The 20,739-nt window shown below is 61.8% G+C and carries 12 protein-coding genes; 6 read left to right on the top strand and 6 right to left on the bottom strand.

The features are described from left to right. Positions 1 to 125: 125 nt before the first annotated feature. From ACFPN2_RS36020 to ACFPN2_RS36010, 3 genes are read left to right on the top strand one after another with little or no spacing between them, the layout of a single operon-like run. Positions 126 to 761, top strand: coding sequence for a carboxymuconolactone decarboxylase family protein (locus ACFPN2_RS36020; RefSeq protein ID WP_380605782.1), 636 nt, complete (start codon positions 126 to 128; stop codon positions 759 to 761). Continuing rightward, positions 758 to 2,434, top strand: a complete 1,677-nt coding sequence (locus ACFPN2_RS36015; RefSeq protein WP_380605780.1) for a class I adenylate-forming enzyme family protein — start codon at positions 758 to 760, stop codon at positions 2,432 to 2,434. Before ACFPN2_RS36020 ends, ACFPN2_RS36015 begins: the two co-directional genes overlap by 4 nt. Position 2,435: 1 nt before the next feature. Continuing rightward, a complete protein-coding gene (locus ACFPN2_RS36010) occupies positions 2,436 to 3,920 on the top strand; it encodes a class I adenylate-forming enzyme family protein (RefSeq protein WP_380605778.1) in 1,485 nt (494 codons plus the stop codon). Positions 3,921 to 4,103: 183 nt separating this feature from the next. Here ACFPN2_RS36010 and ACFPN2_RS36005 read toward each other — a convergent pair whose 3' ends face one another. The 4 genes from ACFPN2_RS36005 to ACFPN2_RS35990 all read right to left on the bottom strand — a co-directional run bounded on the left by ACFPN2_RS36005 (position 4,104) and on the right by ACFPN2_RS35990 (position 11,047). Then, the gene (locus ACFPN2_RS36005; protein ID WP_380605776.1) at positions 4,104 to 6,476 is read right to left on the bottom strand and encodes a TonB-dependent receptor; all 2,373 of its coding nucleotides are present in this window, start codon (positions 6,474 to 6,476) and stop codon (positions 4,104 to 4,106) included. Between the two features lie 125 nt (positions 6,477 to 6,601). Beyond that, positions 6,602 to 7,270 (bottom strand): TetR/AcrR family transcriptional regulator, encoded by a 669-nt coding sequence (locus ACFPN2_RS36000; RefSeq protein ID WP_380605774.1) that lies wholly within the window; start codon positions 7,268 to 7,270, stop codon positions 6,602 to 6,604. A 96-nt stretch (positions 7,271 to 7,366) separates the two neighbouring features. Then, positions 7,367 to 9,910: a hypothetical protein gene (locus ACFPN2_RS35995; protein WP_380605772.1), complete on the bottom strand. Its 2,544-nt coding sequence runs from the start codon at positions 9,908 to 9,910 to the stop codon at positions 7,367 to 7,369. 60 nt (positions 9,911 to 9,970) lie between these two features. Further along, positions 9,971 to 11,047, bottom strand: a complete 1,077-nt coding sequence (locus ACFPN2_RS35990; protein ID WP_380605770.1) for a glycoside hydrolase family protein — start codon at positions 11,045 to 11,047, stop codon at positions 9,971 to 9,973. 162 nt (positions 11,048 to 11,209) lie between these two features. On the opposite strand from ACFPN2_RS35990, the gene ACFPN2_RS35985 reads away from it, so the two are divergent. The 3 genes from ACFPN2_RS35985 to ACFPN2_RS35975 are packed head-to-tail and all read left to right on the top strand — an operon-like array spanning position 11,210 to position 17,536. Next, entirely contained in the window at positions 11,210 to 13,966 is a 2,757-nt protein-coding gene (locus tag ACFPN2_RS35985; RefSeq protein WP_380605768.1) for a TonB-dependent receptor, read from the top strand. Between the two features lie 3 nt (positions 13,967 to 13,969). Continuing rightward, positions 13,970 to 15,673 (top strand): arylsulfatase, encoded by a 1,704-nt coding sequence (locus ACFPN2_RS35980; protein ID WP_380605766.1) that lies wholly within the window; start codon positions 13,970 to 13,972, stop codon positions 15,671 to 15,673. Continuing rightward, positions 15,674 to 17,536, top strand: a complete 1,863-nt coding sequence (locus ACFPN2_RS35975; protein WP_380605765.1) for a family 43 glycosylhydrolase — start codon at positions 15,674 to 15,676, stop codon at positions 17,534 to 17,536. It begins immediately after the preceding gene. Here the strand turns inward: ACFPN2_RS35975 and ACFPN2_RS35970 are convergent. Together ACFPN2_RS35970 and ACFPN2_RS35965 are read right to left on the bottom strand one after the other, a co-directional pair. Next, positions 17,533 to 19,995 (bottom strand): MGH1-like glycoside hydrolase domain-containing protein, encoded by a 2,463-nt coding sequence (locus ACFPN2_RS35970; RefSeq protein WP_380605763.1) that lies wholly within the window; start codon positions 19,993 to 19,995, stop codon positions 17,533 to 17,535. The two genes, ACFPN2_RS35975 and ACFPN2_RS35970, sit on opposite strands and share 4 nt — an antisense overlap. A gap of 150 nt (positions 19,996 to 20,145) precedes the next feature. After that, entirely contained in the window at positions 20,146 to 20,730 is a 585-nt protein-coding gene (locus ACFPN2_RS35965; RefSeq protein ID WP_380605761.1) for a hypothetical protein, read from the bottom strand. Between the last annotated feature and the right edge of the window lie 9 nt (positions 20,731 to 20,739).

The raw sequence follows: 20,739 nt of genomic DNA, 5'->3' as shown, positions 1-20,739 counted from the left end.
GCTATTGCGGTTCAGGACGTCGTTGCTCCTCCCTTATGTACTGCAGAGTACACGGCGGTCGTCCCGCCTAGCCCTGAACCGCAATAGCTCGTCGCAGCCCATCCAATGAGTGTTCACAGGCCCTTATGAAACAAACTCAGTTGACTCCTCGTGTCGCGCCGGTTCTGCCGCCCGATTGGAATGCCACCGTGCTCGATGCGGTGGGCGCGTTTCCTCACGGCCGGGACTTCGTGCTGTCCACCTACAAGCAGGGCGGTGCCCGCGGGATGCATGGACTGGGGGTGATCCTTTCACATCCGGCACTGGCCAAGGCGTTTCTGACTTTCAACAATCACGTCGCGAGTGCGAGCAGTGTGTCCCGACGCATTCGGGAGATTCTGATCCTGCGCATCAGCTGGCTGCGGCGCGCCGAGTATGAGTTCGTTCAGCACGTCGTGCTGGGATTGCGAGCCGGTCTCACCAATGAAGAGATCGAGCGCATTCAGCAAGGGCCGGATGCGTCGGGTTGGGATGCGGGCGATGCGGACTTGGTTCGTGCCGTCGATGAGTTGCACACGGACGCGTGCATCAGCGACGAGACGTATGCGCGACTGTCGGCGATCTTCACGCCGACGCAGCTGATGGACATCGTCTTTTGTGTCGGCTGTTACGATTTGCTGGCGATGGTGTTCAAGACGTTTGGCGCACAGGTGGAGCCGGGCGTCGAACCGGTCGATCCCGCAGTCCTGGCGCGCATGCACGCGCAGAAGCCAGCATCATGACCGACTCTACAGTTCGCGGCCCCGCGTTAGCCGATGCATCGTTTGGCCCGCTGACGTTGGGAGGATTCTTCCGTGAGGTGTGTCGTCGCAATGGCGACAAGGAAGTCATGGTGTTCCACTCGGCCGGCCAACCGGTTGTGCGGTACACGTATGCTCAGCTGTGGAGCGAGGCGTTTGCGATTGCTCAGGCGCTCGTGGCTCGTGGGGTAACCAAAGAGACGCGCGTCGGCTTGCTGGCGACGAATCGCCCCGAGTGGGTGAGTGCGGCGTTCGGAATCGCGCTGGCCGGTGGCACTTGTGTCGCTTTGAGCACGTTCGCGAAGAGCGAGGAGTTCGAATATCAACTGCGCATTGGCGATGTCTCGCTGCTGATCTTCGAGCGTTCCATTCTGAGTCGTGACTTTGGCGCTGATTTGATCGCATTGTGCCCGGAGCTGTCGACGAGCGATGGCATCGCGCACTCGACGCGGCTGCCGTTCCTGCGCCGGGCGGTGTGCATCGATGGGACGATCACGAAGGGCGCGATCGAGTCCTGGAAGGATTTCGTGCACGGGGATTTGCGGGCGTCAGTCGCCGTGGTCAATGCGCTCGATGCCGAGGTCGCGCCGACGGATCGTTCGATGGTGTTCTTCTCGTCCGGGTCCACCGCGAAGCCCAAGGCGGTGCTGCACACTCATCGAGCCGCTGCGATTCAATGCTGGCGATGGAGTCGGGTCACGGCGGTTGATTCCGAAGTCCGCACGTGGTCGGCGAACGGCTTCTTCTGGTCCGGCAACTTCACCCAGGCCATCGGCTCGACGTTGTCGGCCGGCGGGTGCCTGATCTTGCAGCGATACTTCGATCCCACCGAAGCGCTCAAGCTCATGCAGATCGAGCGCGTGACTTATCCAGTCGCGTGGCCTCATCAGTGGGCGCGGCTGGCGGACGATCCCACGTATGCCGACACGGACCTGAGCTCTCTGCGATATGTCGGTGAGACCTCGCCGCTGCGTTCGCATCCCACGGTGAAGGCCAATTGGCAGGAGCCGATGGCGTGCTATGGAAACACCGAGACGCTGACGGTTTGTACTTCGCACTTCAGCGGCACGGATCCAGCCATCGCTGATGGCAATCACGGCTTTCCGCTCGACGGCAACACCGTGCGCATCGTCGATCCGCTGAGCGGCAAGGTGCTGGGGCGGAATGAGAATGGTGAGATTGCGGTGAAGGGCCCGACGCTCATGCTCGGCTACCTGCGCGTTCCCGCCGAAGAAACATTCGACGCGGAAGGGTTCTTCCGTACCGGCGATGGCGGCTTCGTCGACGATCAAGGTCGGTTGCACTGGCAGGGGCGGCTCAACGACATCATCAAGACCGGTGGCGCGAACGTGTCGCCGCTCGAAATCGATGCCGTGTTGGCCGAGTGTCCCGGCGTCAAGGTGGCTGCAACGGTCGGCGTGCCGCACGACAAGCTCGGTGAAATGGTAGTCGCGTGCGTGGTGGCTGATCCCGGCGCGGCTATCGATGAGGCGTCGGTGCGAGCATTCGTGTCGAAGCGTTTGTCGAGCTACAAGGTGCCGCGTCGTGTGCTGTTCTTGCAGGAGTCGGACCTGTCGCTCACCGCCTCGAACAAGGTGAAGACGGCGCCACTGCGCGAGCTGGCTGCGCGCAGGCTCGCTGAAACTCCGGCTTGAGATGAGCGAGCTTCAGCAACTCACACAGCAGGCGTTGGCGCGAGAGGCCTCGCGACCGGCCATTGAGTTCGAGAAGCGCTGGATCACCTGGGGTGACTTGCGGCAGGTCGCCGATCAGTTGAGTGTGTTGCTCGATGCAAGTGGTGTCGATTCAGGTGCGCCCATCGCGTTCGTACCTCGGAATCGGCCGTCTGCGATTGGCGCGCTGCTTGGGTTGATTGCGAAGGATCGTTCGATTCGGATGCTCTACGCATTTCAGTCGGCGACTGCCTTGGCGCGAGATGTCGAGCGGCTGAAGCCCGCGGTAATCATCGCCGCCGCTCAGGACTACTCGGCGGAGCTGGTCGCTGTGCTTCGAGCCGAGGGAACCGCGGCAATCGCGCTCGAGGAAATGAAGGCGGCGGCGGTTCCCGGCTGCGAGCGGACGAAGCGACCGGCTGATCCGTCCGCGCCGACTGCGCCTCGTATAGAAATTCTCACCAGCGGTACCACGGGACCGCCGAAGCAGTTCGCGATCAGCTACGACTTGATCGCGAAACACATGGTGGGCACGAGCGTGCTCCCGTCGAGCTCGACCGACGATGTTTTGAAGCTGGCGCCGGCCTTGTTCCTGATGCCGCTGGGAAATATCTCGGGCGTGTACTCGACGCTGCCGGCGCTGTTGAAAGGGCAGCGAGCGGTGCTGATGGAAAGGTTCACGGTGTCCGGATGGCACGATCACGCCGTCCGTCATCGGCCACAGGTGAGCGGTTTGCCGCCCGCGGGTGTGCAGATGGTGCTCGATGCAAACATTCCCCGCGAGGACCTGTCGAGTATCCGCGCGATCGGGACCGGTGCGGCGGCGCTGGATCCGAGCGCTCACAAGGCATTCGAGGAGCGTTACGGCATTCCCATTCTGCTGTCGTATGGCGCCACGGAGTTCGGTGGCCCGGTGACTGCGATGAGCGCCGACTTGCACGCGACTTGGGGCAAGCAGAAGTTCGGCAGCGTCGGGCGTGCGCTGCCGGGCGTGCAATTGCGAGTGATCGATCCAGACACTGGCGCGACTTTGGCGGCGGGAGAGGAAGGCATTCTCGAAGTCGTCTCACCTCGCATCGGGCCTGAGTGGATTCGCACTTCCGATATCGCGGTGATCGATCAGGATGGATTCCTGTTTCATCGCGGCCGCGCTGACGGGGCGATCATGCGGGGTGGCTTCAAGCTGCTGCCCGAGACGATCGAGCGAGCGCTGATGCTTCACGAGAGGGTTTCAGCGGCGGCCGTCGTTGGGTTGGCGGACAAGCGCCTTGGTCAGGTGCCCGCGGTCGCGATTCAACTCAAGCCCGGTGCGGAGCAGCCGAGCGTCGCTGATTTGGAAGCGCATCTGCGCGATCACATTCTTTCGACGCACATTCCGGTCGAGTGGCGATTCGTCGACATGCTGCCGACGACGCCTTCATTAAAGACGGATAGGCCTGCAGTCCGGCGCCTATTCGAAGCAGGATAGAACCCCCACGGGCACAGAGGCCCGGCGGTGTCTTTCAGCGGAGCACTGCTTCGCTCCGACGAGCGGGTGTACATGGAGGTACACCCTGAGCTTGCGCGTAGCAGGACAGCGTAGCGCAACGGGCCTATTCTTTTTTCAACCCGGCGCGGGCCGAGACAGGAGGTCTCGACCCGCGCTGTTTTTCTAAAAGTTGTAGCGAAGCTCCACGCCGTACGTGCGCGGTTCGCCGTACGCCTTGGTGACGATGCCGAACGGCCGGATGTCCGGACGGGCCGATTCGTACAGCTGAATGCCGCCGAGGGAATATTCCTTGTCGGTGACGTTCTTGACGTAGGCGCCGATGTCGAATTTGCTGCCCATCACGCCGGTCCACCCCGCTGACAGATCGAGCAGCGTGTAAGCGTCCTGCTGCATATACGGCAGGATTTCCGCCGGCGTGCGCCGGATGGCCTGGATGGTTTGCAGCGAATTGATCCATACGTGACTGCGATAAGACGCGCTGGCCGAGAATCGCAGTTCGCCGGCGCTCTGCATCGGCACCGTGTACGTCAGCGACGCGGCCGCCGAATGCTCGGGCGTGAAGTGGAAGGGCGTGTCAGTCAGATCGTCGCCGGTGAAGGGATCGACCCAATTGTCGTATTCAGGTTTCGTGTACGCATAGTTGATTTGCAACGACAGGTGGTCGGTCGGCGCGATCGTCTGCTCGACTTCGATGCCGAACACCTTTGCCTTCGCCGCATTCTGAATCGCGGAGCCGGGCACGCCGATGGGATTGGTGACGCCGACGGTGCGTTGAATGTCGTCGTACCACTGGTTGTACGCCGCGACGTTGCTACGCATCCGCCAGGCGCCGACAAACCAGTCGGCTTTGACACCGAGCTCCAGGTCGATGACGGTCTCGGGATCGAACGGCGCATATTCCACCGGCGTTGTCGCGCGCAAGTTGAAACCGCCTGAACGATAGCCGAGTCGGCTGGCCGCATAGATCAGTACGTCATTGCGAAACTTGTAGTCCAGTGAGAGCGTGCCGGTGGGCTGCGAGAACGAGTCGGACAGCGTGACGGAGCACTGATCCGAAGGCAGCAGCGCGCCAGTGTTCAGATCGCGCAGCGAGCACGCGGCGGGCGTCTTGCTGCTCAATTTCATTTCCTTCTCGTCGTCGTTCCAGCGCACGCCGGCGGTGAGTGATAAGGCATCCGTCAGCCGGAAAATGCCTTGAGCGAAGAACGAGTAGCTGTTGTTGTGAACAGCGCCGAGCTGCATGAACGGATTGTTTGGATTGACACCCGCGAGCACGTCGCCTGGCGAGTTCTGCACGCCGTCCTCGTAGTACCAATACAAACCGGTGACCCAGTCGAAGCGTCCGTTGAACGCCGAGCCCAACAGCTGCAGTTCATAGCTCGCATGCTCGAGCGTCGCAGTCTGCACCGAAGTGAGAATGCCGGGGATCGCCGAGGCGTCGATGTCGTAGACGGAGAACGTCTCGAAATCGCGATAGCCGGCGATGCTCTTCAGAGTCAGCGTGTCGCTGAGCGAGACCGTCGTCGTGTTGACGATGCCCCACACTTCGGTCTCGTCGCGCTGTCGCATGTCGCTCTCGACATCGTTCACATCGCGGCTGCGGGCGCGCTCCAGAGCATCGAAGTAGGACGGCAAGGTGTCGCCGACGAAGCAAGCGCCGTTGGGATTGGTCGGGCCGTCGTAGCAACGCAGTGACGTGGCGGGATTGATCGCCTGCAAGACGCTGCCGCGACCGTTGGTGTCTTTGCGGTCCCAGCTGACGATAGTGTAGTTCTCGATGTTATCTGTCACATCCCACACCGCCGACAGACGCACTGACCGCGTGCTTTCTCCGCCGAGCTTGGAGCCGTTCATCGGCCCCGGCGCGACGTTGGTTTGATAGCCGTCGCTGTCGATGGTGCGACCGGACAGGCGCATCGTGAAGCTGTCGGCGAACGGCATGTCGAGGCCGAGCTCGGTTTCGTTGCGGCCGTAATTCCCAAAGCCGATTTTCACATTGCCGCCGAATTCACGACCCGGACGCTTCGGCGTGAGCAGCACGGCGCCGCCTGTCGTGTTGCGGCCGAAAAGTGTGCCTTGCGGGCCTTTCAATACTTGCAACGATGCGAGGTCGTACATGCCGAGGTTGGTGCCTTCGGCGGGCGAGATCACCACGTCGGCGAAGTACACCGCGACCGTGGGATCCTGGCCATACAACGCTTCGGTAGGACGGATGCCACGCAAAGAATAAACAGGCGCATTGGGACGGCCCGACGCCGCGCTCACCGAGAGCGAGGGCACGACGGTCTGCAGATTTTCGAGACTCGAGACGCGATGATTTTCCAGATCGGCCGTGCTCAACGCGGTCACGGCGATGGGCACGGATTGCGCGCTTTCTTCGCGACGCCGCGCGGTCACCATCACTTCTTCCAACGCCTGGCCGCCCACTTGCGGCTCGGTCGGGCTCGATTCGCCCTGCGCGTGCGCGACGCCAATGGCAAGCATGGTTGTCGCGGACAGCATCGCCGCCGTGCGACGCGCGTTGTTCCTCGTCATGCGAAATCCCCCTGATGATTGTCGTGCGGCTGTTTCTTTGGAAACATCCCTGGCCGCATCACATCGGGAAAGGCGGAAGAGGTCTTGATGTCGGGCGACGAACAAAGCCGCTTTCGCGACACTGCTCAGCCGGCGGAAGCGAGCTTGCTGAATTTGGCGCGCAGCTCTGGAAATTTTTCCGCTCGCAGGTTGCCGTAGAGTGCGAGCCGCAGCATTTCATGAGTGAAACGTTCGCTCATTTCTTGACGTTCCTTCGCAGTGCGCGCCTGCGCACGAATCCATACCGGCCAGAGGAACATGCCAGACAGCACCAGCACCGAATGCACCTCGACGTCGATATCCTTTTGGGCGTAATCGGTCTCGGCGAAGCGCGCCATGATCTCTTTGTAATAACGCCAGAACTTATCTTTGGTGGGCCGCCTGGAGGCCAGCAGCTCGTACAGCCAGATGCGTCCGAGCTCGAAATTTTCCATGGCGAACGAGCACAGGCCCGAGATCACTTTTTCCACGTTCTCGCTCGACACCGGCCCGGTGCTGGTGATGCCTTCGTCGCCGAACGCGGCTCGATACATCTTGTCGCTGACCCACTCCGTGGTCGCTTCGATCAGTTGCTCGCGCGTTTGAAAGTGCTGATAGGCGGTGCCGCGATTGACTTTGGCCAGGTTGGCGACCTGCGCCACGCTCAAACCTTCCTTGCCGTCGCGTGCGAGCACGTGGCGTGCGGCATCCAGGATGGCGTCGCGAGTGCCTTCCGGATCGCGCTTACGCGGACCGCCTCGACGCACGCTGTTCATGGTGTAGCCGCCATGGATTCATCGTAATCCATTCATGTTGGCGATAACAGGATGTTGACGACCACGCGGTGTCGCGTGGTGCCAATGTTTCAAGGCTCAGGGATTGGAGATGGGCGCGGGCGGCGTGGAGGCCGTCACGGGTTCTTGCGTCGGTACTGGAGCTGGCGTGGCATCCGCTGGCGCAGGAGGAGGCGGTTCATCTACCACCAACGCCGCGAGATTGACGACGCTCGGATCGTCACGAAGCTTGAGATAAAGCCCGCTCTTGCTCGGACGCGGCACCGGCAGCGCGCGGCCGGGAAAGCCGACGGGCACGGCAACGGGTTCTTTGAATTCGGCATTGCTGGCGACCGAGTCCACGAGGAACAGATTGGCGCCAGTGAGCTTGCAGGACTGCGCGGGATCGGCCGGGCATTCCAGGTCCTTCAGCACGGGCAATCGAACCAGAGTCACCAGCGGCTGCCAGTCCCCCGCGACCCCTTTGTTCACGACGCGATATTTCAGCGGTCCGAACGCCGAGAAGCCGAATGCTTTGGTGGGATCGAACGTGGCGACCGCGACCTTGCTGTCGGCCAGCGTGAGCGTGCGATTGGCAAAGCTCAGCGTGGTCGAGAGTGCTTCATCGGAGCTGGCCACTTCGATGTTTGCTTCACGACTGAAAATGGCGGGCGACTTTGCGCGGACAGAAAAGATGAGCTGCGCGTCTTGCGGCAGCTGGTTCTCGCTCGCGAGCTGGATGTTGCTCGAGTTGCCGCCTGACGCGATCTGCACGCTCTTGCCGACCAACTCGACCCGCGGGCGCGGCGCGGCCACTGCGACATTGACGTTGTAGCTGCGGCCGTCATGCAATGTGACTTTCGCTTTGGCGGTATCGCCCTGCTGCAAGCTGGGCGCCGGCGTATTCGACGCGTCAGTTGTTTCGGGCGGCTTCACTTCCATGCGCAGCTGATCGCTCTCCGGATTGGAGATCGCAGCGGCGGGCACGAACTCGACGCTCTTCACCGACAGACTCGCGACGTCGGCGAGCCGGCTGCCCTTGAGCACGCCGTGAGATTCGCCCTCGTGCATGGTGAAGCTTTCGAAGCGGCCGGCTTCGGGATAGGCACGCAGCTCGACCGGATGCGGCTCGCTCGAACCGAACTGCGAAACGAATAGCGTCAACGCACCGGGCTGGGCCTGTTGCAGCGGCAGATTGATCTCGACTTCGTTCGCCTTGACCGGCGACCAATCGACCCGCAGCTCCTTGCCGGTGGGATCTTTCACCATGATGCGATCGATGCACGCGACGCTGCCGGTCTGCAAATGAATGGTGTTGGCGCGACCGACGATCAGCGAGCCGTCATCCTGCGACGCCGGGGCCCAGGCTTGCGAGTGCGTGTTGACGAGCTGGAAGCCGGGGCCGTCGAATTTGTCGAAGCCCCAATAGCCATGCAGCGAGCCGCGGAATCGATCGGCGAGACTGGCGGTGCCGAGCGATGATGTGTCGATGAGGAAGCCGCCCTGAGTGGCATCGGCCGTCGCGGGCAGCTCGATCACTTCGCCGTTCTTGCCAGCGACGCGAAGGACGGTGTTGTGCGCGTACTCGGTCGCGAACACCAGCGGTGCACCCTCGACCGGCAGCACGAGCGAATCCTTGCGGGCGCAGTAAATATCTTTCGGGCTCACTGCGTGCAGCGGCGGAGGCAGCGCTTGTTCCACCGCCGGCAAGGCCGCGACCAGCACGGACTTTGGATTCTGAAATGAGGGCGGCGTGTTGAGCGTCAGCGTGAGCTTGTTCTTGAGCGCAGTCGCGAGCGCCGGAATGTATTGATAGTTAGCGACGCGGAACGAGTCGAACAGCCTGCCCAGATCCAGCAGCGAAGAAAGATACGGGCTGTAGTAGCCGTAGTTCGCTTGCGGGGTCGAGCTTGCAGCCATGACCAGATCGCTCGCCGGTCCCGTCGTGAGCGCTTCGACGATGGACATACTGTGTCCGTCATTGAGGATCAGCGTCTCCTGTCCTTGCATGAGGCAAGGCGCCTGGAGTTGCGGCAGTCGGTCGAGACACTTCTCATCGACTTTGATGCCGAGACTGCGTGCGAGCAGGGGCGTCGTGTCTTTCAACACCGCGGGGTTCGCAGCGTTGAGATCGCGGATCGAGGCGAGATAGCGTTCGAGTCGCGAGCGATCGAGCGTGGCCTGGTTCAGATCCTGCGTCGAGCGCACGAACGCGCCCGGGCGGCCGCGAACTGCATTGACCAGGGTCTTGAAGTCACCGCCGTCTTCGGGCGCCAGGAAGATCAGCGCTTGTTGCGCGCCCTCCGGCACAGTGACGGTCATACCTTTTTCGGCGCACGCCTTCTTCCAGGTTTCGCACTTGAAGAACCAGTCCTTCGGCGGCGGATTGGTCGGGCCGCGCAGGAAGTTGAGGACCAGCAGGTAGTGCTCGGACTGCGACGCCGGGAAGTCGGCCTTGATCCAGAGCTTGTCGCCCTCGGCCAGGTGCGGCACCTGGGCGATCGGCAGCGTGGTTTTATCGCGGGAAACCGTGACCTCGAGCGTCGGTCCCTTCAGATCGAAGGGGGCCGGCGTAGCCGCCTGGGCGGAGGTGATCGAGAGAACCGCTAAGGCGGCAAGCCATCGGCAAAGTCGCAAGCTCATGGGAGCGGATCGTAGGGCAGAGCGCTGTACGCGCCAACCCGCTTGACAGCCCCCAGCTGATTATTTTGGGGGCTCGATCAGCTGCCGTTCAGCTTGGGCCGGGCTGTCGATGCCGAAGCGCTGGACCAGGGCGTCGTACTGCTTGCGGGAAATCGTGATCATGGCGCCGTGCCGGACCTTCGGCGGCAGGCTGTATTTGTCCCACGTCGAGTAGAAGGTGTATCCGGAAATCTGATACCACGGGCCGGACAGCTTGCGGGCGACCGACAGGCCGTATGACACGCCGGGGTACTGCTCATAGTAGAGGTACCAGATTTCGCCATTTGGCGACGGGATCAGCATCGGCGCTTCGCGGAAGTTCGGGCTGATCGGCGCGCTCATGTTCTCGTACGGGCCGAGCAGATGGTCGGAGCTGGCGATGCGGATGGTCTTGCCGGTGACCCAGTCGAGCGTCGGATAGGTTTCGTCCTTGAGGATCGCCCAGTACTTGCCTTCAGCCTTGCGCAGGAACACGTCGATCGTGCCCATCTCCTGCGACAGCAGTCGCTTCGGCGGCGCCGAGAAGGTCTTCATGTCCTTGGAAGTCACATACAGCGTGCGCTGACTCGCCCAGTATCGCTCGGCGTCTTCGGGCGTGCCTTCCAGGTGCGGCGTGTGCCACGTCATCACGAACTGCCTGGACGGTTCGTCGAAATAAATTTTCGGTGCGCCAATTCTTTGCAGTGCCTGCGAGTAACCAGGGGTCGCCTTCAGGTCCGGCGTGTAGGTGCTGAACCGCTTCCATTCAATCAGATCGCGCGATGACCATATGTTAATGGTCGGCGCCGAATCGCCCTCGTTGCCGGCGATGTAATACGTGCCGTCGGGGCCCCGCGCGATATCGGGGTGGCCGCGATAGTCGTCGGTGATGCGCTTGCCGTCGTTCAGCCGATACCAGTGCAGGCCGTCAAGACTCACACTGTAGTAGAGGCGGCCGTAGTCGGCATGAGTCATGTGCGCGAATAAATACGCTTCATTTACCGGCTTTTCGCCGGCGCGCACCTGGCCTGGCGGATCCGGTTGACGTGCCAATGCGGCGGCCGCGAACAGCGTGGCGCCCAGCAGGAGCAGTCGTCGCGAGATCTTCAGTGCGGTCATGTAGTCAATTCCCCCGGCTCGGTGTGGAAAGCCTATCTTGAAAGTATTTATAAGACAAATAATACTTGTCAGACTTTAGGTCGTGTGCTTCATTACGCGACCAATCGCGCGGTGCTGGATGGAGCACCCGCAAAGCAACGTCGTCTTTTTGGGGGCAGAGGCATGAGACTCAGAAATTCCTTCTTGTATTCGATGTCGGCGGTGACCTTGCTCGGCTCGGCCGGCGGTGCATTCGCGCAAGAGGCGGCAGCGCCCGCGGAAGGCACGCAGCTAGAAGAGGTCGTCGTCACCGGCATTCGTCAGAGTCTTGAGCGGGCCGCCGAGATCAAGCGCGAATCGGCGCAGGTCGTTGATTCGATCGTCGCCGAGGACATCGGCAAATTCCCGGATGCGACCACCGCGGCGGCTCTGCAGCGCGTGCCGGGCGTGCAGGTCACCGTCGGCTCCAACAACGAAATCACGGGCGTGTTGATTCGCGGTCTGGGCGACATTCTGACGACGCTCGACGGTCGTGAAATTTTCTCGACCACGGGTCGCGGCTTCGCCGTTCAGGACTTGCCGGCCGAAGCGCTCTCTCGCGTCGACGTGATCAAGAGCAGCACCGCCAATCTGATCGAAGGCGGCATTGCCGGCGTGACCGACCTGCGTCTGAACAAGCCGTTCAACTTCAAAGAGCCCACCTTCGTCGCCACCGCTCGCGCCAACTATCCGGACAACGTCGACGACGTGAACCCGCAGTTCGGCTTCCTCGCGACCGATCGCTGGCAGGTCGGCGATGGCGAAATCGGCGCATTGCTCAACGTCACCTGGTACAAGAACGATTTCAACCGTCCGGTCTCGTTCGTCGCCGAGCGTCGCAGCCTGGTCGGCGCTCCGCACGGCGTCACCGGTGTGCTCGCCCCGAACACTTTCGGCGGCTTGAACGATTACGGCTGGTACGAGCGCCCGCAGGCGAACCTGGCCATTCAATGGCAGGCGACCGATAACCTCGAGGTCTACATGGATGGCCTCTATGCCGGTTATCGCGACGAGCAGCAGTCGGCGTTCGTCGCGACGCCGTTCTTCTTCCCCGAGACGCAACTGGAGAGCCTGACGGTCGATGAGAGCCGTTGTTTCCTGTCGCGTGTGACGCCCGCGGGCTTCAATCCCAATCTGACCGACCTCAATCCCCCGAGCGGCGTGCCCAACTTTACGACCGACACGCTGTGCAATATGGAGTCCGCGCGCTTCTCCAACGTGCGCGGTCTGACCAGCACGCAGGCCAAGAAGCAGGACGTCGATAATTATCTCGGCGCCGTCGGCTTCAAGTGGAACAACGGCCCGACGAATGTGAAATTCGATACCGCGTACCAGAAGTCCAAGCGGGAGTTTTCCAACTTCATCGTCGACATCGGCAAGCACATCACCGTCGACATCGACACCGATGTGAACGAGGGCGGCATGACGTGGCACCCCGGCAATCCGCTCGGCGCGCAAGACGGCTGGTTCCTGCGCAATGGCTTGAACCAGACCTTCGAAGAATCCACCGGCGAGCTGTGGCAGACGCGGCTCGACGTGCGTCATGAGCTGGACGGTGCGTTTGGCTTCATCCGCGCCCTCGAGGCTGGCGTTCGTTACGCCGATCGCAGCGCGCTGTTCGAACAGGCGCAGCTCAACAAGGCGGCGCCGGGCGGCGACCTGGTCACTTCGCTCGACGGTCTGCCGCTGCCGGCCAACTTCCTGGTGCGCTCACCTGGCATCGACCGCATCAACGACGGCGCGTCGGTCCTCATCCCCAATCCGGACTACCTGCGCTCGACGGCGGGACGAGATGTTCTGCGCCAGATCTACGGTGTCGCGACCGGCAACCCGGCATTCCAGCCGGAGCGTCGCTTCGATGCTTCTGAAGAAACTTATGCGGCCTACTTCCAGCTGGATTATTCGGTGCCGGTTGGCGGCCTGACGATCGATGGTTTGATCGGCGCGCGTCCGACGCGTACCGAACGGCACATCGAAGGTGCCGGTCTGGTCAGCGGCGCGGTCGTGCCGCGTATTGCGGATACGACCGACACGGAAGTGCTGCCGAACGCGAGCGCTCGTATCGACTTCAACAACGGTCTGCAGGCTCGCTTCTCGTATGCGAAGACGATGCGCCGTCCGGATTTCACTGCGCTGAACCCCGGCCTGAACTACGTCGTCGCGACCAATCCCTCCGTGATCAATTCCGGCAGCTCGGGTAACCCGAACCTGAAGTCTCAGATCTCGGACAGCTACGATGCGACACTCGAGTATTACTTCGGGCCGAGCATGGTGTCGGCTGCGGTGTACTACCGCGATCTCGCCGATCGGGTGATCACCGCCGCGAACGCGGAAGAGATCGACGGCATCGTTTATAACATCAGCCGTCCGCGTAACGTCGGCGCCGCCACGTTGCAGGGTGTCGAGCTGAGCGGTCAGACGTTCTTCGACTTCCTGCCCGGTCTCTGGTCCGGCTTCGGTGCGTTCGCGAACTACACGTACGCGGACACGGAAGTGAAGGGCAACGATCCGCTGGCGGGCTATCCGTTGCAGGGGGTGTCCAAGGACAACTTCACCGTTGGCTTGCTGTACGAGAAGTTCGGCCTGTCGGGTCGTCTGGTCTACACGGCACGTTCGCGTTACTACGATCAGGATACGACGGGTCTCAACATCGCCCGTCCGATCGCGGCGGATCGCGTGAACGACCTGTCGTACATCCCGACGGCGTTGAACTATGTGCGCCCGGGCGGCCGCATGGATTTCAGCATCGGCTACGACATCACGGATGCTATCCGCGTCGATCTTGGCGGCAGCAACATCCTGAAGAATCGCTACAAGAGCTACTTCGACTACGACTATCTGAATCGCGATTTCCGTTACGACGACACGATCTACACCCTCGGCGTCCGCGTAAGGATGTAATGGATGGTCGCAACGAGCTGGCTCAAGCAGGTTGGAGCGGCGCTGACTCTCGGCGCCGCGCTCTGGGCACAGACTTCATCGGCGGCGCAAGCCGCCGGTGAGCGTCCCAACTTTCTGATCATCATGGCGGACGACCTCGGTTATTCCGATGTCGGCGCTTATGGCGGTGAGATCGATACGCCCAACATCGACCGGCTCGCATCGGGCGGCTTGCAGTTCACGAACTTCTACAACTCGGCGCGTTGTTCGCCTTCACGCGCCAACCTGCTCACCGGGCGCTACGCTCATCGCGTCGGCATGGGCGAGAACGGCGGCAGCATGTCTGTCGACGTGCGCACGGTGGCGCAGGAGTTCAAAGATGCTCATTACCGGACCGCAATGGTCGGCAAGTGGCATCTCACCCGTGCCACGCCGATTGCCGATCCGGCTGAGCATCTGAAGTGGATCGACCATCAGGCATATCTCGATCGCGACTTTGGCGATCGCTCGACCTATCCGGCCGCGCGCGGTTTCGAGACTCACTATGGTCTGATCTGGGGTGTCTCCAGCTACTTCGATCCGTTCTCGCTGGTCGAAGGGTTCGAGCCGGTACGCACCGTGCCGAAGGATTTCTACATCACCAATGCGCTGAGCGATCGCGCGGTGAGCGATATCGAATCGTTTGCCAAGGAACAGCGTCCCTTCTTCATGTACCTCGCCTACACCGCGCCGCATTGGCCGTTGCAGGCGCCCGAGAAAGAGATTGCGAAGTATCGGGGTCGATATGATGGCGGCTGGGAACAGCTGCATGACGCGCGTTACGCAAGGCAGGTGAAGCTCGGTCTCATCGATCCGAAGACGACATCGAAGACGCAACTGTCCGGCGACTGGGCCCAGAATCCGGAGAAGCCGTGGGATCAGTTGAATCCGACCGAGCGCGCTCAGGCCTCGGCGAAGATGTCGGTGCATGCGGCCATGGTCGATGTCATGGACCAGGGTATCGGTCGAGTCATCGATGCGTTGAAACGCACCGGTCAATTTGAGAACACGGTGATCGTGTTCCTCGCCGACAACGGCGCTTCGCCGGAAACGATGACCGGTACTCATGGCTATCAGCCTGGATATGACCGCCAGAGCGAGACGCGCGACGGCCGAAAGATCAATTACGGCGCCGATCAGCCGACCTTGGGATCGGACACCAGCATGGCCGGCATCGGCTCGTTCTGGGCGAATGCAGCCAACACGCCGTGGCGTTACTGGAAAGCGGAAGCCTACGACGGCGGCATCCACACGCCGTTCATCGTCAGCTGGCCGAAGGGACTGAAGCTCAAGCCGGGCACGCGGGTGGACAGCTTGGGTCACATCATGGACATCGCGCCGACGTTCTATGAGTTGGCCGGCGTGAAGCCGAAAACCGAAGGCCAGCCGCCGATCGATGGTGTCTCGTTGGTGCCGGCGATCGCGGGCAAGAAGGTGTCGCGCGGTAAGCCGCTGTTCTTCGAGCACGAAGGATCGCGGGCAGTGATTCTCGACGATTGGAAGCTGGTGGCGCGTGCGCCGGGCCCGAAGTCGAAGGTTTACGCGCCGTGGTCGCTCTACCATTTGACGACCGATCGCAGCGAGACTCGCGATCTGATCGCAGCGGAGTCGAAGCGCGCGGCGGCGATGGCGAAACAATGGAATGAATGGTCGACGTCGGTTGACGCACGTCAACGAAGCGAGCCGTAGATGGCAGGTCGGATTGGACAGGGAATTACAGCGCTGGCGGTGATGCTGGCGCTGTGCGCGTCAGCGCTCGGTGAGACGAAGCGAAAGCCGCCTGCCGACGATATCTTTCTCGATCATCCGTCGATGGATAAGAACGCGACGACGATGCCCGCGGAGAATGCGCGGCCGGTCGAATCGGTCTTTTCTTCCAGAGCGTTACTGGATGCGTCGATTGCTCGCGCCGCCAGCAACGAATGGTTTCTGACCGGTACGGTGCTGCGTGATCTGCCACGCGATGGCATTCAGCTCTGGACCTCGACGGATCGACGCAACTGGCGCTCGCTTGGCATCGTCCATGCGAAAGGTGAGCGGATCGTTGCGCCAGATGTTTCCGTTCATGGCGATACGCTGTATCTCACTTATGCGGATGCCAGCGGCTGTGCCCGCGTGGCGCGCGGGTCGGTGGCGCGTCCTGCCGAGGCGTATGCGAGTTCGCCGTGCCTCATCGAGAATGCTTCCGATGTTTCTTTGTTCGTAGACGACGATAGCGCGGCCTATCTGCTGTGGGGCGCTGGCATGATCGCGCGACTGCAGCCGGACCTGCAGCGCTTGGCAGAGGCGCCGCGGTTCTTGAAGCCGAATCCGGCGCTGTTCGCGACCAATCCTCCGCCTGGCAAAGACTGGCCGGTGCGAGCACGTGTGGGCTCGGCGGGCGCATCGATGTTCAAGGACAACGGCCGGTACGTGCTGGTGGCGAATGAAGTCACGGGCCGGATGCGCAGTCCGACCGACGACGTGTTCATGGCGGAAGCGTCGACGCCTTACGGTCCGTTCTCACTGCGCTATCTCGCCGTTCCTCACGCGGGACAGTCGTCCATCGTGCGTGACGAGCAGGGCGCGCTGTATGCGAGCTACAACCCGAAGTGTGAAGACGATTTCGCATTGTTCTGCGAGCAAGTCGGTCTCGTGCCGCTCGAACGGTCGCCCGATGGACGACTGCGTCAGTCAGCAAACATTCTCACCGAGAACAGCGCGGTTGCATCGGCGCGCCCGAAGTTGCCTGGCGAGTTCCTGCGCGATCCGTCCGTCGCGCTCGGCGGCGATGGCCAGTACTACCTGGTCGGCACGCAAGGCGGCTTTGGTCTCGTGTATCCCAACGGCGGCATTACGTTGTGGCGCTCGGCGGATTTGAAGACCTGGGAAAAGGGCGGGACGGTTTTCAACTGGCAAGGTCTGGGGCGCACGTTCAAGAACACCGCCGAGCTGTGGGCGCCAGAGATCACATGGGTGGCACGCGACAAGACCTACTACATCGCGTTCTCCATCATGGAGCGCGATGTCGGCGGCAAGACCTGGATTTATCGCTCGACCACCGGCAAAGCGGAAGGTCCGTACGAAAACGTCTCGCGTGAAAACTTCGTCACGGGCATCGACGGGTTTCTGTTCGAGGACGGCGTCGATCTGTACCTGCTCTGGGGCGGCGGCAACCTGGGCAAGCTCAACGCCAAGCGCGACGCGTTCGACGGCCCGGTGCGCCGTCTGGTCGACACCGATGGCGCGCACATCGGTTACGAAGGCAACGCCATCATCAAGATCGGCGACACCTATTTCGTCACAGGCGCCGAGTGGAACGGTCCACTGCGCACTCACGGGACTTACGACATGATGTATGGCACTTCGAAGTCGTTGTTCGGTCCGTACACGAAGCGCCGGCTCGGCGCGCCGCATGCCGGGCACGGCACGGTGTTTCGTGACAAACAGGGCCAGCACTGGTCGACGATGTTTGGCAACGATGTGACTTCGCCCTGGCGCCGGCAGTTCGGGCTCATTCCCCTCGAGCTCGGCGACGAGCGCTCGATTCGAGTGCCGGGGATTCAGCGCTAGCGACTGCTGGCGAACGCAACGACGATTTTGCTTCGCCGATACGCATGGGCATCGGCGTCAGGCGATTTATCGATTATCAGCGCGTACGAGGATGGCGAGATCTCCTCGAATCTGGCGCCACCGACGTTCTCAATTCTCCACGGCGTGTGCAGCTCGAATCGGGTGGGCTCGGAGGCCAGGTGATCGATCTCGATCGTGTACATGCGACGTTGCAGGTTCACGCCCACCACCTTCATTTCTCGACTCGTGTTGCCGATCAGCGGGCGAGGGGCCGGCGAGATGACCGAAACACCACCGCTGTAGCCGATGCGTAGCACGGCGTCTCCAGGCGGCACGTCGAACTCTGCATGCGCGTGGCTGTCTTGCGGATGAGAGGCGAGCGTGGCGGCGATTTCCTTTTCATTCAGGCGCGCACTCCGCAACTCAGCGCCCAGAGGCAACTCTGGATCGAATGACATTCGCACTGGCGCGCCTTCATTCCTGATTCGCAGCTCGATGGCGCCCGGCGATTGAGACAGATCGAACGCGACCTCGCCGTTGCCCACGCGAACCTTACGCAGCGTCACCTTGTTCCAGTCGGCAGGCAGGTGCGGGGCAAGCTCGATGCGTCGATTGGCTCCATCGACACGTAATCCCATCAAGCCCTGGACCGCCGAGCTCAGGAACGTCGCGGACGACCAGGTTTGCTCCGGAACGGATTCGACGCCGGGACGATAGGTGTCGCCGGCGAGTGTTTCATGCATGTGGCCGGGTGAGTCGAGCGTGTGCCACGTAACGAGCGTGTTCCAGATGGGAAAGGCGGTGGCGGGGCGATGCTCAGTCCAGAAAGCGCTTGCGACCGACGCAGTGCCGATGCCCCACACGGCTCCGCTCGCGTATGCGTTCGGATCGTACGTCGCGTCGCTCGGTGCTTTGCCTCGCGTGCCCCAGTCGGTTTGAAACTCGGCGGTGGCGAGTTGATCGAGCACGGCGTTGCGTTGCTCCGGTTGGAACAGGCCCAGACGAATGGTGTCCATCGGCCGGATATTCCGATCCACCTGCGGCGCTCCGGTTCGCGTGTGGCCGCTGATCCAGAACTTTCGATGCTCGTCCCAATATTTGCTGGCGATAGCGGCCCGGGCTCGCTGGTTTGCTGTCATCGCAGTTTTTGCGACCGACGTGCGGCCGGCTGCGTTGGCGAGGGCGGCATAAGCTTCTGTCGCGGCGACCCAGCCGGACGACAGCGTGAGTTCGTCGCCGAGCGGATCCTGTTCGTTGGAGCCTTGTTTGCCGGTGGGAATCAGCGGCAGGCCGAGCTTGGGATCGAGCAGCGACTGACAGTATCGATACGCGGCTTCGATCGCGTTCCAATGTTTCTTCACGAACGCCAGATCGCCGGTGGTCGAGTAGTACTCGGCGATCATGTCGAGGAAGTCGTAGCTCAGGTCCACGTGACCGAACATGTAGGGATACTTGTGCCAGTCGATGGCGCCGGCGCTTTGCGCCAGCTCGTGCCAGATCATTCCCGTTTTCTGATCCTGATACTTGAGGACGAGCTCGAGCTCTTCACGGGCACGATCGTTGCGACCCGCAGCGAGTAGCGCACGCGCGGAGATCATCCCGTCGCCGGCGAAGAACCAGTTGTATTGCGGGCGGCGCGCTTTGCGCGAAGGGCCGTAGCCCGCGACTTGCCCGCAGCCCAGATCGGGATTGCAGACCCACGCTTGATCGAGCGCGATCTGCGACCAGGTCAGCGCGCGATTGATGTCCTCGTCCGGCGTTTGGATTTGCAGTCCTTGATCGAGCATGTCTTGGTAGTGTCTGACAGCTGTCTGTTCGAGCGCCGCTCGATTGCGCAGCACCTCTTGCGCGATGGGTGTTGGATCGTCGCCTTTGAGGCCTGCAGCGATGGCGACTTCGGCAGCGTCACCTTTGCTCGTGCGAATCGTGAACGCCAGGCCCGATGCCGTGGTAATCGGTCTGTTCGCATTCGGCGTTTCGTCGTGCGCGATGAGGTCGGGTGAAGTGATGAAGGCGGAGTATCGGTGCAGCGGCTCGGTGAGCAAATAACCTGAATCCGTTGCTTTCCAACTGGCTTCCTGCCCGCCGATGCCACCGGGCCACATCAGATTCAGCACCGGATTGAAGCGCACCAGAATGTCGACAGGACGCACGCCTTCGACTTCATAAGTCACGATCGCAGCGGGCGCGTCGATGGGCACGAACAACTGTTCACGAACGACGAAGTCGGGACCGACGTAGATGCGAGTCACCGATTCAGGGCGGTATTCGATGCGTCGGAGCGCGGTTCGGCCCGGGATCTCCGTCGTGCCGTTTTGCTGACGAAAGCTGACGTGGAACGAATCGACCAGCTGCAGCGGATACGCCCAGATTTCCAGCCCGCTCTCCGAGTAACCGAAGATGCCCGCGCGCTGGCCGCGTGCCGCGATGAATCTCTCGCCTTGGGTGCTCCAGGACAAATCATCTGCACGCAAGCTTGCGGGCGCGAGCAGCTCGCAGACAAAGAGAAGTGCAATGCTTACAAGCTGATCGGCTCTCACGATGCCCAACCCACACGCCCGAGTGCACTTCAGAGTGCACTCGGGCGCGCGGGGGCGCAAGAAGATGAATCAGGATTGCGGTTGATTCAACTCGGGCAGCTGGCCCAGAAAGTCGTTGAGGCTCTGGCGGCCGTCCTGCCATTCCTCATAGCGTCGCAGGGCGTCGGGCTTGCCGCGGGCGGTGAGTTGAATCTTGCTCGACCGGGAGATGGCACGAAGATCGTCGCGGCTGATGGGGAAATAAATATGGCTCGAGCCGGGAATGGGCAGGGGTAGCTCCTCGCTGATGCCCAGCTCCGAGACTTCGCCGGTGTATGGCGTCAGCGCGACGGTGCGATCGCCCACGTTCACATCGATCTGCTGGAAAGCGCTCGCGAAGGTGTTCTGCTGATCCGACCAGATCTCGGCCGAGCTCCACAGAATCGCCACCAGATACAATTTGCGCTCGCCCATGCGATTCACTTCGATCGCGGTCAGCTGAGCGTAGTCCCGCTCGTTCATGCTGGGCGCGGGCTCGGCGCGAATCAGCACCAGAGGTTCAGTTTGCGCGGTGATGGTGACCGATGACTTCGGGTCGATCCACGACTTCACCGTCGGTTGCGTCGCGCAACCCGTCAATATCATCAACGACAGAAGTAACGCTGAATATTTCATGGGCGCTCC

Source organism: Steroidobacter flavus, assembly GCF_042651805.1.
Taxonomy (GTDB): Bacteria; Pseudomonadota; Gammaproteobacteria; order Steroidobacterales; family Steroidobacteraceae; genus Steroidobacter; species Steroidobacter flavus.
This window is presented reverse-complemented; position numbering and strand designations above follow the sequence as displayed.

What these genes read in the sequence shown, in the direction of transcription:
- ACFPN2_RS36020 (WP_380605782.1), top strand. Translation starts at nt 126, where the DNA reads ATGAAACAAACTCAGTTGACTCCTCGTGTCGCGCCGGTTCTGCCGCCC.
- ACFPN2_RS36015 (WP_380605780.1), top strand. Translation starts at nt 758, where the DNA reads ATGACCGACTCTACAGTTCGCGGCCCCGCGTTAGCCGATGCATCGTTT.
- ACFPN2_RS36010 (WP_380605778.1), top strand. Translation starts at nt 2,436, where the DNA reads ATGAGCGAGCTTCAGCAACTCACACAGCAGGCGTTGGCGCGAGAGGCC.
- ACFPN2_RS36005 (WP_380605776.1), bottom strand. Translation starts at nt 6,476, where the DNA reads ATGACGAGGAACAACGCGCGTCGCACGGCGGCGATGCTGTCCGCGACA.
- ACFPN2_RS36000 (WP_380605774.1), bottom strand. Translation starts at nt 7,270, where the DNA reads ATGAACAGCGTGCGTCGAGGCGGTCCGCGTAAGCGCGATCCGGAAGGC.
- ACFPN2_RS35995 (WP_380605772.1), bottom strand. Translation starts at nt 9,910, where the DNA reads ATGAGCTTGCGACTTTGCCGATGGCTTGCCGCCTTAGCGGTTCTCTCG.
- ACFPN2_RS35990 (WP_380605770.1), bottom strand. Translation starts at nt 11,047, where the DNA reads ATGACCGCACTGAAGATCTCGCGACGACTGCTCCTGCTGGGCGCCACG.
- ACFPN2_RS35985 (WP_380605768.1), top strand. Translation starts at nt 11,210, where the DNA reads ATGAGACTCAGAAATTCCTTCTTGTATTCGATGTCGGCGGTGACCTTG.
- ACFPN2_RS35980 (WP_380605766.1), top strand. Translation starts at nt 13,970, where the DNA reads ATGGTCGCAACGAGCTGGCTCAAGCAGGTTGGAGCGGCGCTGACTCTC.
- ACFPN2_RS35975 (WP_380605765.1), top strand. Translation starts at nt 15,674, where the DNA reads ATGGCAGGTCGGATTGGACAGGGAATTACAGCGCTGGCGGTGATGCTG.
- ACFPN2_RS35965 (WP_380605761.1), bottom strand. Translation starts at nt 20,730, where the DNA reads ATGAAATATTCAGCGTTACTTCTGTCGTTGATGATATTGACGGGTTGC.